14 protein-coding genes are annotated in these 13,705 nt (G+C 64.7%); 11 read left to right on the top strand and 3 right to left on the bottom strand.

Annotation, left to right across the window (positions count from 1 at the left end):
• Window positions 1-95 precede the first annotated feature (95 nt).
• The 4 genes from ilvD (at window position 96) to BHD06_RS08015 (ending at window position 3,742) form a co-directional block, all read left to right on the top strand.
• Window positions 96-1,853 (top strand): dihydroxy-acid dehydratase, encoded by a 1,758-nt coding sequence (gene ilvD / locus BHD06_RS08000; RefSeq protein WP_080456464.1) that lies wholly within the window; start codon window positions 96-98, stop codon window positions 1,851-1,853.
• Window position 1,854: 1 nt separating this feature from the next.
• Window positions 1,855-2,520, top strand: coding sequence for a hypothetical protein (locus BHD06_RS08005; protein WP_080456465.1), 666 nt, complete (start codon window positions 1,855-1,857; stop codon window positions 2,518-2,520).
• A 72-nt stretch (window positions 2,521-2,592) separates the two neighbouring features.
• Window positions 2,593-3,351, top strand: coding sequence for a DUF6478 family protein (locus tag BHD06_RS08010; protein WP_080456466.1), 759 nt, complete (start codon window positions 2,593-2,595; stop codon window positions 3,349-3,351).
• 13 nt (window positions 3,352-3,364) lie between these two features.
• Window positions 3,365-3,742: a hypothetical protein gene (locus tag BHD06_RS08015; RefSeq protein WP_080456467.1), complete on the top strand. Its 378-nt coding sequence runs from the start codon at window positions 3,365-3,367 to the stop codon at window positions 3,740-3,742.
• A 128-nt stretch (window positions 3,743-3,870) separates the two neighbouring features.
• Here BHD06_RS08015 and BHD06_RS08020 read toward each other — a convergent pair whose 3' ends face one another.
• Window positions 3,871-4,317, bottom strand: a complete 447-nt coding sequence (locus BHD06_RS08020; protein ID WP_080456468.1) for a GNAT family N-acetyltransferase — start codon at window positions 4,315-4,317, stop codon at window positions 3,871-3,873.
• Window positions 4,318-4,662: 345 nt separating this feature from the next.
• Between BHD06_RS08020 and rlmN the strand changes: the two genes are divergently transcribed.
• The 4 genes from rlmN to BHD06_RS08040 all read left to right on the top strand — a co-directional run bounded on the left by rlmN (window position 4,663) and on the right by BHD06_RS08040 (window position 7,809).
• On the top strand, window positions 4,663-5,841 hold the full coding sequence (gene rlmN / locus BHD06_RS08025; RefSeq protein ID WP_080456469.1) for a 23S rRNA (adenine(2503)-C(2))-methyltransferase RlmN: 1,179 nt from the start codon (window positions 4,663-4,665) through the stop codon (window positions 5,839-5,841).
• Between the two features lie 3 nt (window positions 5,842-5,844).
• On the top strand, window positions 5,845-6,798 hold the full coding sequence (locus tag BHD06_RS08030; RefSeq protein ID WP_080456470.1) for an amidoligase family protein: 954 nt from the start codon (window positions 5,845-5,847) through the stop codon (window positions 6,796-6,798).
• A complete protein-coding gene (locus BHD06_RS08035) occupies window positions 6,795-7,517 on the top strand; it encodes a gamma-glutamyl-gamma-aminobutyrate hydrolase family protein (protein WP_080456471.1) in 723 nt (240 codons plus the stop codon). The genes BHD06_RS08030 and BHD06_RS08035 overlap by 4 nt, the downstream gene beginning before the upstream one ends.
• Before the next feature lie 103 nt (window positions 7,518-7,620).
• A complete protein-coding gene (locus BHD06_RS08040; protein WP_080456472.1) occupies window positions 7,621-7,809 on the top strand; it encodes a hypothetical protein in 189 nt (62 codons plus the stop codon).
• Window positions 7,810-7,822: 13 nt separating this feature from the next.
• Here the strand turns inward: BHD06_RS08040 and purD are convergent, their stop codons facing one another.
• Window positions 7,823-9,085: a phosphoribosylamine--glycine ligase gene (purD, locus tag BHD06_RS08045; RefSeq protein ID WP_080456473.1), complete on the bottom strand. Its 1,263-nt coding sequence runs from the start codon at window positions 9,083-9,085 to the stop codon at window positions 7,823-7,825.
• A 73-nt stretch (window positions 9,086-9,158) separates the two neighbouring features.
• Here purD and xseA point away from each other — a divergent pair, with 73 nt between their 5' ends.
• Window positions 9,159-10,661, top strand: coding sequence for an exodeoxyribonuclease VII large subunit (gene xseA, locus BHD06_RS08050; RefSeq protein ID WP_080456540.1), 1,503 nt, complete (start codon window positions 9,159-9,161; stop codon window positions 10,659-10,661).
• An 86-nt stretch (window positions 10,662-10,747) separates the two neighbouring features.
• Here xseA and BHD06_RS08055 read toward each other — a convergent pair whose 3' ends face one another.
• Window positions 10,748-11,314, bottom strand: a complete 567-nt coding sequence (locus tag BHD06_RS08055; protein WP_080456474.1) for a DNA-3-methyladenine glycosylase I — start codon at window positions 11,312-11,314, stop codon at window positions 10,748-10,750.
• Between the two features lie 93 nt (window positions 11,315-11,407).
• Here BHD06_RS08055 and BHD06_RS08060 point away from each other — a divergent pair, with 93 nt between their 5' ends.
• Window positions 11,408-12,244, top strand: coding sequence for an EAL domain-containing protein (locus BHD06_RS08060; RefSeq protein ID WP_080456475.1), 837 nt, complete (start codon window positions 11,408-11,410; stop codon window positions 12,242-12,244).
• Window positions 12,245-12,385: 141 nt separating this feature from the next.
• Entirely contained in the window at window positions 12,386-13,561 is a 1,176-nt protein-coding gene (locus BHD06_RS08065; RefSeq protein WP_080456476.1) for an acetyl-CoA C-acetyltransferase, read from the top strand.
• Window positions 13,562-13,705 lie beyond the last annotated feature (144 nt).

A 13,705-nucleotide genomic window follows, 5' to 3' on the forward strand; every position in this document is an offset into this window, starting at 1 on the left:
CGACGCTATCCCGGGCAGCCACGCGTTGCAATCCGGCTTGCCCCGCCCGCAGCTCTGGCCTAGACCGAATGCCAGCTAATTCCGGGAGGCCCCTCATGACCAAGTTCGACAAATCCAGACTGCCCAGCCGCCATGTGACCGAAGGCCCAGAGCGCGCGCCGCATCGCTCGTACTACTACGCGATGGGCATGACCGACGCGGAAATTCATCAGCCCCTGGTCGGTGTGGCAACCTGCTGGAACGAGGCCGCCCCTTGCAACATCGCCCTCAGCCGTCAGGCGCAGGCGGTCAAGGGCGGCGTCAAGGAGGCGCATGGCACCCCGCGCGAGTTCACCACCATCACCGTCACCGATGGCATCGCCATGGGGCATGAGGGCATGCGCAGCTCATTGGCGAGCCGCGAGGCAATCGCCGATACGGTTGAACTGACCATGCGCGGCCATTGCTATGACGCGCTTGTCGGGCTTGCGGGCTGTGACAAGAGTTTGCCGGGGATGATGATGGCAATGGTGCGGCTCAACGTGCCGTCGGTGTTCATCTACGGTGGCTCGATCCTGCCGGGCAAGGCACCGCAGATCGACGAGATCCCCGAGGATTTCCGCACCCGCGACCTGACGGTGCAAGACATGTTTGAGGCCGTCGGCTGGCACCAGAACAAGCAGATGTCAGACAAGGCGCTCGACGCGCTGGAGCGCGTGGCCTGCCCCTCGGCTGGTGCCTGTGGCGGACAGTTCACCGCCAATACCATGGCCTGTGTGTCCGAGGCGATCGGCCTCGCGCTGATGAATTCGTCGGGCATGCCCGCCCCTTACGAGAGCCGCGATCAATATGCCGAGGCGTCGGGCCGCGCGGTGATGGACCTGCTGGAGAAAAACATCCGTGCCCGCGACGTGGTGACGCTCAAGAGCTTGCAGAACGCCGCGCGCGTCGTGGCATGCACTGGCGGGTCGACCAATGCGGGGCTGCACCTGCCTGCGATTGCCCATGAGGCAGGGATCGACTTTTTCCTTGAGGATGTCTGCGACATCTTCCGTGACACGCCCTATTTCGTCGATCTCAAACCGGGCGGGCAATTCGTCGCCAAGGACCTTTACGATGCGGGCGGCATCCCGGTGGTGATGAAAGAGCTGCGCAAGGCAGGCCTCATCCACGAGGATTGCATGACCGCGACCGGGCGCTCTATCGGGGAAGAACTCGACCTGATCGAGCGCGAGGCTGATGGCCGCGTGATCTATCCCATCGACGCCCCGATCACCAAGACCGGCGGCGTGGTCGGCCTCAAGGGCAATCTCGCCCCCACCGGTGCCATCGTCAAGGTGGCGGGCATCGCCCCTGAACATCAGGTGTTCACCGGGCCCGCGCGCGTCTTTGACTGCGAAGAGGATGCCTTTGCCGCCGTGCAGAACCGCGAATACGAGGAAGGCGAGGTGATCGTCATCCGCAACGAGGGGCCAGCAGGCGGGCCCGGCATGCGCGAGATGCTGTCGACCACGGCGGCGCTTTCGGGACAGGGTATGGGCAAGAAGGTGGCGCTGATCACCGATGGCCGGTTCTCGGGTGCGACGCGCGGGTTCTGCGTCGGCCATGTCGGCCCCGAGGCGGCGCATGGCGGGCCGATTGCGCTGATCGCGACCGGCGACATGATCACCATCGACGCCATCAAGGGCGAGTTGTCGGTGGACCTCTCGGACGAGGAACTGACCAAGCGCAAAGAGGCATGGCCCGGCCCGCGCGAGACGATCTATGCCTCGGGTGCGCTCTGGAAATATGCGCAATTGGTGGGCGAGACCTACAAAGGGGCCGTGACCCATCCCGGCGCGACCTCCGAGCGGCATGTGTATATGGACCTCTGAAATGGCATCGGCCCGGCACCGGGTCGCGGCGCGGGCCGGTCTTCTGCTCGCCTTCCTGCCGCTGGTGGCCTGTCTCGAAGTGACGGGCGAGTCCGGGCCGGGCGACGCGTTGAGCGCCGTGGCGTTTTACGATGGCGACGTCACGGTGACCGGCCCGCGCGGCTATTGCATCGACCGCGGCAGCGTCAAGCGCAGCCCCGGCGGGCGGTTCGCGCTCCTTGCCAGTTGCGAGAGCCTGACGGCACAGGCTGGCATCGCGGTGGAGCCTGCGGTGATGACCGTCGCGGTCTTGCCGCGCGCGGGCGGTGCCGAACAGCCCTCGGCCGCAGCCATGGCCGAGGCGCTCGGCCCCGAGGCGGTGCGCGGTGCCGAGGACGGCGATGGCCTCGCGCTCGTGCATGTGGCGCGGGGCGGGGACAAGGTTCTGCCCGGCGGCGACCCGTCCCACTGGCGCGCCAGCATGGTGATCAACGGCCACCTTGTCGGGCTGGCCGCCTACGGGCCCGAGGGCGGAACGGTGGCAGGCACCGGGGGCCGCGTCCTGCTGCGCGACTTGGCCGAGGCGATGCGCGACGCAAGCCCGGCACCGGGAACCGCCAGTCAGACGGCCATCCACCCCGCTGGGCGCGGCACTCTATTCGGCGGATTGTTTCCTGTTTCGAATTAATGCTATGCAAAGACAGTCATTACATAAAACGGGGCCTTCTCGCCTGAAAAGCTTGGCAAAGGTGCGGTCTGCATGAAGATTCTCGATGTCGCGATGCACCGGCGCAGTATGCGCAAATGGCGGCAGGCCGCGCGCAACGCCCCGATGATGAACATCAGTGCCCTGCGCCGGGCACGGGCGCAGGCACGCAAGCTGATGTATTCCCTCAACGAGGTGATCTCGGTCGCCGACAATCGCCTGGCGCTGCCGATGATCGGCTCTAACGCCTTTCCGCGCCCGCATGGCACCGATTGGGCCTGGCGCCCCGAGATCTGGCGCGAACCGCTGCCGACGCCCGGCATGGCCTCGGTGCAGTCGAAATCCATGCTCGGGCGCGAGGTGACGCTGTTTCACGACTGCGCCCATTCAGAACTGTCGCTGCGCCAGCTGCGCAACAGCCGCGAGGCCGATCTTGCGCCGTATGGGCTGCGTATGGATGTCTTCGCCTTCGACGGCTCGTTCCTGTCGCTGGTGCTCGATTTCCCGCAGCAGGCCATCGACGGACTGACCCGGCGGCACCTCATTCGCATGGACACCATCGTCGAGCTGGAAAAGCCGCTCGAAATCTTTGCACGGCTCAATATCAAACACGGGCCCAACACCCAGCAGATCGTGCGCGAACTGCCGCTCAACGAGGAAGAGATCATGGTCGAGTTCGACCTTGCCTATTCCACGCTGAGCGAAAAGCGGGTGGAACGGGCCTGGATCGACCTGATCTTCGAGAACCCGCAGATGAGCCAGGTCGTGCTGCGCGACGTCACCTTCAGCCGCCGCCCGCGTGCGGATCTCTAGGAAAGGACCGATCATGAGCGATCTGACACTGACCAAGACCCGGCTTTTCGAGGGCGTTTGGGAGGGGGTGCTGAGCGGCGAGAGCGGCGGCGGTGCCGCCCCCGAAATCGAGGTGACCCACCAGCAGGAACCGATTGCAGGCGTCGAGGTGATCGCCCGCGCCGAGACTGGCGATTGGGTGGTGCGCGTGCCGGTGCCGCCCGAGAAACTCGCCGACGGGGTGCAGACTTTCGTCATCCGCGACCGGATGAGCGGCGCGGTTCTGGACAGCTTCGCGCTGCTGGCAGGGGATGTACTGACCTATGATATCCGCGCCGAAATGGCGCTCCTGCGCGAGGAGCTCGATCTCTTGAAACGCGCGTTCCGGCGACATTGCCTGGAGACGATGTAGAGCGGAATGCCGCGTCGCAGGGCTCGGGGTATGGCGGCCCGGATGAGGGGCTGTATCGCGTCGGTATTCCGTCGGTATTGCGCCGGTGGAGAGTGCAGGGGCCTTTGAGACCTTGCTGGTCCTGTCCCCTACAGGGATTTCGACAGGATCGCAGCGTTATCTTTTCCTTGCGTGTACCCACAGCTTTCATAGAAACACCGGGCCGTCATCGTGCTTTCGAGTTCGCAGCGGGGGACCTTGCAAGACCGCAAATCCCGCTCCATCGCGGCCAAGACAGCTTTGCTGACGCCAGAGAATCGCGCGTCAGGGTGGACATAGTTCAACAGGATTTCGCCCCGTAGCGCAGCCATGCCAATGCCGACAACGGTCTTCTCTCGCAGCGCCACCAACAGAACCGCATCGTCTCTTGCGACCCACCTTTCCCATGCGCCGACGGTCTTGTTTCCCAACCAGGCTTCGATTTTCTCTGCATCGTTTTCATGATCAGCGACACAGAGTTCAGTGATCGAACGATGGAGTGTGCAGATTGCGCCTGCCGCATCCGACGCGGTTGCCGTCCTTATGAGGGGTGTCATCCAATTCACCTTTCAGGGTCCAAGCCTATTGAGGCGACAATCTGCGTCAAGCGATTGCTTCGACCGCAAATCTGCGCGCCCATTGCGCCGCACACGGTATAGCTGTTCAAGGTCGGCTTTGATTTGGGCGATGCAAAATGGGTCGTGACGATTCTGTGCGGGCATTGCCCCACCCACGCGGAACAAGGCGTGCTTGCACGCCGGGGCGTCAGCGACCGATCCTCCCCGACGCTCCCAAGGGGGTGACCAAAATGGCTCATCCCCCGCGCCCCGGCGCAAAGAGGTTTTGGAATCACTGCCGAACCCCTATATGACGGGACATTCCCTCAGACGCGCGAAAGAGCCATGACACAGACCGCCCCGATCACGCAGGACGTGATGACCATCCCCCGCAAGCTGCCCGACGGGCCGATCAATCTGGTCGGGCTGACCCGGGACCGGCTGCGCGAGGTGCTGATCGAGCACGGCACGCCGGAGAAACAGGCCAAGATGCGGGTGAACCAGATCTGGCAATGGATTTATGGATGGGGCGTGCGCGACTTTGACGCGATGACCAATCTTGCCAAGACCTATCGCGCCGATCTGGCCGAGACGTTCGTGATCGAGATTCCCGAGGTGGTGAGCAAACAGGTCAGCGCCGATGGCACGCGCAAATATCTTGTGCGGATCGCGGGCGGGCATGAGGTTGAGGTGGTTTATATTCCCGAGACGGATCGTGGCACGCTGTGCATCTCGTCTCAGGTGGGCTGCACCCTGACCTGTTCGTTCTGCCATACCGGCACGCAAAAGCTGGTGCGCAATCTGACCGCCGGAGAGATCATCGGTCAAGTGATGCTGGCGCGGGATGATCTTGACGAATGGCCGCGCCCCGGCGAGGGCGCGGGCGAGCGGCCGCGCCTGATCAGCAATATCGTGCTGATGGGCATGGGCGAGCCGCTCTATAATTTTGACAATGTGCGCGACGCGATGAAAATTGCGATGGATGGCGAGGGCATTTCATTGTCGCGCCGCCGGATCACACTGTCGACAAGCGGCGTTGTGCCGGAGATCGCCAAGACGGCGGAAGAGATCGGCTGTCTGCTCGCTGTCAGCTTTCACGCCACCACCGACGAGGTGCGCGACCGGCTGGTGCCGATCAACAAGAAATGGAACATCGAGACGCTGCTGGGCGCCCTGCGCGAGTATCCGCGCCTCAGCAATTCCGAGCGCATCACGTTTGAATATGTCATGCTCAAGGACGTGAACGACAGCGATGCCGATGCCCGCCGTCTGGTGCAACTGATCAAGGGTATTCCGGCCAAGATCAACCTTATTCCGTTCAACGAATGGCCCGGCGCGCCGCATCAGCGCAGCGATTGGGAGCGGATCGAGCGCTTTGCCGACATCATCTACAAGGCGGGCTATGCGAGCCCCATCCGCACCCCACGTGGCGAGGATATCATGGCCGCCTGTGGACAGTTGAAATCGGCGACCGAACGCGCCCGCAAGCCACGCCGCGATATCGAGGCCGAGGCGGGGCTCTGATCCGTGGCGGAGTTCGCGCCCCTGCCGCAGCCGCTCAACTCCAAAGGTGATCCGCGCCTCGTGGGCGTGGAAATCGAGCTTGGTGGGCTGCCCGAGGCCGAGGTGGCGCGGCTCTGTGCCGAGGCTGTGGGCGGGACGCCCAAGCAGGTCGATAGCCATATCTGGCATATCGAGGACAGTCGCATCGGGCGGCTTGAAGTCTATCTCGATATCTTTCTGCGCAACGCGCAGAAGAGCAAGCTGCGCGATCTGGCGCTGGATCTAGGGCGCGAGGTGGTGCCGGTCGAGATCGTGAGCGAACCGCTCGACATGGACGGGCTGGCGCGGCTTGATGCGCTGCGCGAGGTGTTGCGCGAGGCCGGGGCGTTGGGCAGTCGCGCGGGCTGGTTTTTTGGCTTTGGTCTGCATCTCAATATCGAGATCGCAAGTGACGAGGACGCCGATATCGTGCGCCCGCTTCTGGCCTATGCGCTGATCGAGGACTGGCTGCGCACCGATGACCCGATTGACGAGTCGCGCCGCCTGCTGCCCTTCACAGATCCCTACCCCACCGATTTCGTGCGCGCCCTGATCGGGGCCGGGCCGGGGGCCACGCGCGACCATGTGACGGGCCTCTATCTGGAGCATACGCCGAGCCGTAATCGTGGCCTCGACATGCTGCCGGTTTTTGCGCATTTCGAACCGGACCGCATTGCGGCGGCGATTGCCGACAAGACATCAGCGCGTCCCACGTTTCATTTTCGCCTGCCCGATTGCCGGATCGACGAGGCGGGATGGTCGATCGCGTGGGAATGGCGGCGTTGGCGCACGGTCGAACGGGTGGCCGCCGATGCGGCGCTGCTCGACCGGTTGGCGCGGGCCTGGGAGGACGATCATGGCCTGCTGACGATTTCCCGGCAAAGCTGGGCCCTGCGGGCGGGGCGTATTTTGCAAACGGCGGGGCTGGCCGGGACATGACCCGATCCAACCGCCCCGTGATCGGGGTCACCGTCTCGCGCCGCTCGGGCTGGCGCATCTATCCGCTGATTGCGCTCAATGTCTGGCTCTCGGGGGGCTGCGCGCGGCGCTGGCAAGCCGGGCGCAGGGCGGATATCGACAGTGTGGACGGCATTATCATCGGCGGCGGCGACGATATATCGCCCGATCTATACGGTGGGCGGATCGTCACCTCGGCCCGGCTCGATCCGGCGCGCGATGCGCTGGAGCGGGGCGTGTTGCTGGGGGCCTTCGTGAAATCCAAGCCCGTGCTGGGCATCTGCCGGGGCAGCCAGATGCTCAATATCGCATTGGGCGGGACGCTGCATCAGGACGCCTATTCGACCTACGCGGCCAGCGACCATATCCGCACGGTGCTGCCGCGCAAGACGGTGCATATCGAGCCGGGCACCCGGCTGGCGCGTCTGGCGGGTTTGCGCCCGATGAAGGTCAACGCGCTGCACACCCAGGCGGTGGACCGGCTGGGTGAAGGATTGCGCGTGGCGGCGCGCGATCAGGGTGGCATGATCCAGGCCATCGAGCGGGTCGAGGAGCCGTTTGCCCTGGGCGTGCAGTGGCACCCGGAGCATCTGTTCTACGCGCATCGGCAAATGGGCATTTTCCGCGCGCTGATCGCGGCCGCGAAGGCCCGTCAGGCACATACGGCGCAACTCGCGGGGGTCGATGCCGCCAGCGGCTGAGCCGTCGCGACATTTCCCCGACCGCGCCACAATTCGGCACGATTGACGCCACAACCGTTAACTATCCCTTGAATATCGGAAAACCGTAACAGGGATGGAAACAATGAACCTGAACCAGTGTGAACCCAACCGCGAAATCCACGATCTTGTCCTGCGTGAGCGTCACCTCGCCGTGTCCGAGCGCGAATGGAAGCACCGGCTGCGCGGCTATGGCTACGCGATCCGCGATACCGCCGAGGGGCGTTTCGTCACCTCGCTTCTCAAGGGTGCGCCGCTCTGCCGGTTGAGCTAAGAGTGCGCGCCGTTCATAGCGCGCGCCAGCCGATATCGCGGCGGCAGAACCCGTCCGGCCAGTCGATCCGGTCGACGAGGGCATAAGCCCGGTCCGCCGCCTCGCGCAGGCTGGTCCCGCGCGCCGTCGCCGCCAGAACGCGCCCGCCGCTGGCCACATACCGCCCGTCGCGGCGTGCCGTGCCGGCGTGAAACACCTGGTGAAAGCTGTCCTCGGGGGCGTCCTCCAGCCCGTTGATGACACTTCCCTTGTCATAGTCGCCCGGGTACCCCTTGGCCGCCATCACCACCGTCAGCGCGTGATCCTCGGCCCAGTTGACCGCGCAATCCGCCAGCCGTCCCTCGGCTGCCGCCTGCATCAGGTCGAGCGCCTGACCGCCCAAGCGCATCATCAGCACTTGGGTCTCCGGATCGCCGAAGCGGACGTTGAACTCGACCAGCCGGGGCTGTTCGTTCTCGATCATCAGCCCGACGAAAAGCACCCCCCGATAGGGCGTGCCGCGCCGCATCATTTCCGCCAGAACCGGGCGCACGATCCGGTCCAGCGCCTTTTGTGTGACCGCCTCGGTCATCACCGGCGCGGGCGAATAGGCCCCCATGCCGCCGGTATTGGGGCCGGTGTCGCCCTCGCCTGCGCGCTTGTGATCCTGCGCGGTGCCGATGGGCAGGGCGGTTTCGCCGTCGCAAAGGACGAAGAACGACGCTTCCTCGCCGGTCATGAATTCCTCGATCACCACCTCGGCCCCGGCGGCGCCGAATTCACCGCCGAACATGTCGTCGAGCGCGGCCAGTGCCTGCGCCTCGGTCTCGGCCACGATCACCCCCTTGCCCGCCGCCAGCCCGTCAGCCTTGACCACGATCGGCGCGCCCTGCGCCTGCACGTAATCACGCGCCGCCGCGTGGTCGGTGAAATGGCCATAGGCGGCGGTGGGCGCCCCCGCCATGTCGCAGATTGTCTTGGTGAAACTCTTCGAGGCCTCCAGTCGCGCGGCCTCGGCCCCCGGCCCAAAAACCAGCAGACCCGCCTCGCGCAGCCGGTCGGCGACCCCTGCCGCAAGCGGGGCCTCGGGGCCGATGATCACGAAATCAATCGCCTCGGCCTCGCAAAACCCGGCCACGGCACCACCATCGAGGATATCGAGCGTCGCGCAATCCGCAATCTCGGCGATCCCGGCATTGCCAGGGGCCACGATCAGCCGGTCGCATTTAGGGTTCTGCAACACGGCCCAGGCAAGGGCGTGTTCACGGCCACCGCCGCCGAGGATCAGGATATTCATGGCGCATAACTCCGGCTTGGCCTCGCTTGGCATGCGTTCTAGGGTGGCGCGCAGGCAGACACAAGGCAGCAGCATGTCCGATCTAATCGACGATCCCGATCCCGGCGAGAACGCCCCCGAATTCTCGGTCTCGGACCTCTCGGGCGCGATCAAGCGGGTGATCGAGGGCGAATTCAGTCATGTCCGCGTGCGCGGCGAGCTGGGGCGGATTTCGCGGCCGCGCTCGGGGCATATCTATCTTGACCTCAAGGATGATCGCGCGGTTCTGTCGGGGGTGATCTGGAAGGGGGTGGCGGCGCGCCTCTCGGTCGAGCCCGAGGAAGGGATGGAGGTCGTAGCCACCGGGCGGCTGACCACCTTCCCCGGCCAGTCGCGCTATCAGATCGTGATCGAGGATATCAAACCGGCGGGCATGGGCGCGCTGATGGCGATGCTGGAAAAGCGCAAAGCGGCGCTGGCGGCCGAGGGGCTCTTTGCGGCAGAGCGTAAGCGGCCCCTGCCCTACCTGCCCGAGATCATCGGGGTTGTCACCTCGCCCTCGGGCGCGGTCATTCGCGACATCCTGCACCGGCTGCGAGAACGGTTTCCGCGCAAGGTGCTGATCTGGCCAGTCGCCGTGCAGGGCGAGCGTTGCGCGCCCGAGGTCGCCCGCGCGATTCGCGGTTTCAATGCGCTGACCCCCGGCGGGGCGTTGCCGCGCCCGGATTTGATCATCGTGGCGCGCGGGGGCGGGTCGGTCGAGGACCTTTGGGGCTTCAATGACGAGGCTGTGGTGCGCGCCGCCGCAGAGAGTGACATACCGCTGATCTCGGCCGTCGGGCATGAGACCGACACGACGCTGATTGACCACGCCTCGGACAAGCGCGCGCCGACGCCGACGGCGGCGGCGGAACTCGCCGTGCCGGTGCGGCTCGACCTGCTGGCCTGGCTCGATACTCAGGCGGCGCGACTCAGCCATGCGCTGGGCCAGGCGATCACCCTGCGTGGTCAACGCCTGCGCGATCTGGCGCGCGCCCTGCCGCGTGTCGAGACACTGCTAGAAACACCGCGCCAGCGCTTCGACACCTGGTCGGACCGCCTGCCTGCCGCGCTGATCCGTTCGGTGCAGGTGCGGCGCGTGGCGCTGTCGGATGCTGCGGGTGCGTTGCGCCCGTCGCTGTTGCGGCGCGCGGTCGATGGCGATCGGCGGCGTCTGGCGGGCACCGCCGCGCGGCTCAACATCCATGCGCTGACGCGGGATATCGACCACAAGAGGCACGAGTTGGATCGTTTGACTGCGCGGTTTTCGGATGCCGCAGGGCGACAGACCAAGGGCTTGCGCGAGCGGATCGACGCGCTTGACCGGCTGCGCGAGACGTTGGGTTACAAGGCGACGCTGCGGCGCGGCTATGCGGTGGTGCGCGGCGATGGCGCGCTTGTGACCACGCGCGACGCGGCGGCGGCGGCCAAGGCGCTGGAGATCGAATTCACCGACGGGGTTCTGGGCGTATGTGATGCCCCAAGTGCCCCCCGCAAGACCGCAAAGCCCGCGCCAAAGCCGACAGACCCGCCCAAGGGGCAAGGCAGTCTGTTCTGAGGCGGCCCGGACATCGGCTTGCTGCGTGAATGAGTTGACGGGGCGGCCAATCCGAAGCCGCCGTCGGCACCACATCACGCGGCCTCTCAGCCCAAGCGCGCCACGCGCTCGTGACAGGGGCAGGTGACGAGGTGGTCATTGACCATCCCCACCGCCTGCATGAAGGCGTAGACGATGGTCGGGCCGCAGAACTTGAAGCCGCGTTTCTTCAAATCTTTCGAAATTTTTATGGAAAGATCGGTTTGCGCGGGCACCTCCGAAAGGGTCTGCCAACGGTTCTGGAGGGGCCGCCCGCCGACATGCTCCCAGAGGTAGCGGTCAAAGCCGTGTTCGGCCTCGATCAATTGCCACGCGCGGGCATTTCCGATGGTCGCCTCGATCTTGCCCCGGTGCCGGATGATGCCGGGATCAGCCAGCAGGCGGACGACCTCCGCCTCACCCCATCCGGCGATGGCATGCGGGTCAAACCCCTGAAATGCATCACGAAAACTCTCGCGCTTGCGCAGGATGGTGATCCAGCTCAGACCCGCCTGAAAGCCGTCGAGGATGAGCTTCTCCCACAGCGCACGGCTGTCAAATTCGGGCACGCCCCATTCGTGGTCGTGATAGGATTCGTAGAGCGCATCCGCCCCGACCCAACCGCATCGTTCCATGGCCTGTCCCCGCGATTTCGTTCAAATTTGCCCTTTAAACTGTCCTTAAGGGATCTGCCCCAGTTTGGGAACACGTCAGTCTCGGAGGGCAAGATGGGCAAGACACGCAAATGGGCCGATGTTCCGGCTGGACATGACAACCCGATATCCTATGCGGTCTCGGCACGGGATCGCTCGGTGATCGAGATGGTCGATCAGGCGGTGCGGCACAAACAGGTGATGCTGGCCTATCAGGCCGTCGTCACCGCCGGACAACCGGATAAACCCGCCTTTTACGAGGGGCTGATTCGCGTCATGGACGCGACCGGGCGGGTGATCCCCGCGCGCGACTTCATCAACCAGATCGAGGTGACGGAAACCGGCCGGGTGATCGACTGCCTTGCACTGGAAAAGGGGCTTCGCACGCTGCATGACTATCCCGACCTTCGCCTGTCGATCAACATGTCAGCGCGCTCCATCGGCTATGCGCGCTGGATGCGTATCCTGAAAAAGGGGCTGTCGGGCGACCCTACAATTGCGGAACGGCTGATCCTCGAAGTCACCGAAAGCTCTGCCATGCTGGTGCCGGAACTGGTCACCGGATTCATGACCGAGTTGCAACGCAAGGGCATCGGCTTTGCGCTCGACGATTTCGGCGCGGGCTATACATCCTTTCGCTTTCTCAAGGAGTTCTATTTCGACATCCTCAAGATCGACGGGCAATTCATCCGCGGCATTGCACGGGATGCCGACAACCAGGTACTGACCGCCGCGCTGCTGAGCATCGGGCAGCAATTCGACATGGTGACCGTCGCTGAAAGGGTCGAAAAACCAGAGGATGCGGCCTATCTCACCGCGCTCGGGATCGACTGCCTGCAGGGCTATTACTACGGGGCACCCACGATCCGCCCGCCCTGGCTTGACGAGACCCTTGACCGCGCAAGCGCGTGAATGTGACACTCCGTCCGTTGCCGGAGCGCGGCTTCTACGATATTACGCCACGTAACGGCAGAGGAAACGGCGGGGCGCGCATTCCCATGCGGCGACCCCGCTTACATCCTCGGCCCGGGCAAATCCTGGTGGAGGACACTAATGACCAATGTAGTAATCGCATCCGCAGCACGCACCGCTGTCGGGTCTTTTGGCGGCGCGTTCGCCAACACCCCCGCGCATGATATGGGCGCGGCCGTTCTGGAGGCTGTCGTCGCGCGCGCAGGCGTGGACAAATCCGAAGTCAGCGAAACGATCCTCGGTCAGGTCCTGACTGCTGCACAGGGTCAAAACCCGGCACGTCAGGCGCATATCAATGCCGGGTTGCCGATTGAATCGGCGGCCTGGGGGATCAACCAGGTCTGCGGGTCGGGCCTGCGGGCCGTGGCCCTAGGCGCGCAACATATCCAACTGGGCGACGCCAGCATCATCTGCGCCGGCGGGCAGGAAAACATGACGCTCTCTCCCCATGCCGCGCATTTGCGGGCCGGCCACAAGATGGGCGACATGAAATATATCGACACCATGATCCGCGACGGGCTGTGGGATGCGTTCAACGGCTACCACATGGGCCAGACCGCCGAGAACGTCGCAGAGAAATGGCAGATCAGCCGCGATCAGCAGGACGAATTCGCCGTCGCCAGCCAGAACAAGGCCGAAGCCGCGCAGAAGGCGGGCAAGTTCGACGATGAGGTGATCGCCTTCACCGTCAAGACCCGCAAGGGCGATATCGTCGTAGACAAGGATGAATACATCCGCTTTGGCGCGAATATCGACGCGATGTCCAAGATGCGCCCGGCCTTTACCAAGGACGGTTCCGTCACCGCCGCCAATGCCAGCGGCCTCAATGACGGGGCCGCCGCCACCCTGCTGATGAGCGCCGACGAGGCCGAGCGCCGCGGCATCGAGCCGCTGGCGCGCATCGCCTCCTATGCCACCGCCGGGCTCGACCCCTCGATTATGGGCGTGGGCCCCATCCATGCCAGCCGCAAGGCGCTGGAAAAAGCCGGGTGGAGCGTCGGTGACCTCGACCTCGTGGAGGCGAACGAGGCCTTTGCCGCGCAGGCCTGTGCGGTGAACAAGGAAATGGGCTGGGACCCGTCTATCGTGAACGTCAACGGCGGTGCCATCGCGATCGGCCACCCGATCGGGGCCTCGGGCTGCCGGGTTCTGAACACGCTCTTATTCGAGATGCAGCGCCGCGGGGCCAAGAAGGGCCTTGCCACGCTCTGCATCGGCGGCGGCATGGGCGTCGCCATGTGCATCGAGCGTCCCTGACCCGGGGCATGGCGGATGACAAAAAGGGGCGCTCCGGGCGCCCTTTTTCATGCCGCACCCCGCATCGTCGAGATTCTATCGCGCAACAATGTTGCGCTTGCTGCATCAAGAGGATAACCAAGTTACCAAAGCATTAGCCAGATT

The sequence above is a fragment of the Roseovarius sp. A-2 genome, assembly GCF_002072155.1.
Lineage (GTDB): Bacteria > Pseudomonadota > Alphaproteobacteria > Rhodobacterales > Rhodobacteraceae > Roseovarius.

Bases quoted from the DNA above. Each gene is read 5' to 3' on its own strand.
- ilvD (WP_080456464.1), top strand. From the start codon at position 96: ATGACCAAGTTCGACAAATCCAGACTGCCCAGCCGCCATGTGACCGAA.
- BHD06_RS08005 (WP_080456465.1), top strand. From the start codon at position 1,855: ATGGCATCGGCCCGGCACCGGGTCGCGGCGCGGGCCGGTCTTCTGCTC.
- BHD06_RS08010 (WP_080456466.1), top strand. From the start codon at position 2,593: ATGAAGATTCTCGATGTCGCGATGCACCGGCGCAGTATGCGCAAATGG.
- BHD06_RS08015 (WP_080456467.1), top strand. From the start codon at position 3,365: ATGAGCGATCTGACACTGACCAAGACCCGGCTTTTCGAGGGCGTTTGG.
- BHD06_RS08020 (WP_080456468.1), bottom strand. From the start codon at position 4,317: ATGACACCCCTCATAAGGACGGCAACCGCGTCGGATGCGGCAGGCGCA.
- rlmN (WP_080456469.1), top strand. From the start codon at position 4,663: ATGACACAGACCGCCCCGATCACGCAGGACGTGATGACCATCCCCCGC.
- BHD06_RS08035 (WP_080456471.1), top strand. From the start codon at position 6,795: ATGACCCGATCCAACCGCCCCGTGATCGGGGTCACCGTCTCGCGCCGC.
- BHD06_RS08040 (WP_080456472.1), top strand. From the start codon at position 7,621: ATGAACCTGAACCAGTGTGAACCCAACCGCGAAATCCACGATCTTGTC.
- purD (WP_080456473.1), bottom strand. From the start codon at position 9,085: ATGAATATCCTGATCCTCGGCGGCGGTGGCCGTGAACACGCCCTTGCC.
- xseA (WP_080456540.1), top strand. From the start codon at position 9,159: ATGTCCGATCTAATCGACGATCCCGATCCCGGCGAGAACGCCCCCGAA.
- BHD06_RS08055 (WP_080456474.1), bottom strand. From the start codon at position 11,314: ATGGAACGATGCGGTTGGGTCGGGGCGGATGCGCTCTACGAATCCTAT.
- BHD06_RS08060 (WP_080456475.1), top strand. From the start codon at position 11,408: ATGGGCAAGACACGCAAATGGGCCGATGTTCCGGCTGGACATGACAAC.
- BHD06_RS08065 (WP_080456476.1), top strand. From the start codon at position 12,386: ATGACCAATGTAGTAATCGCATCCGCAGCACGCACCGCTGTCGGGTCT.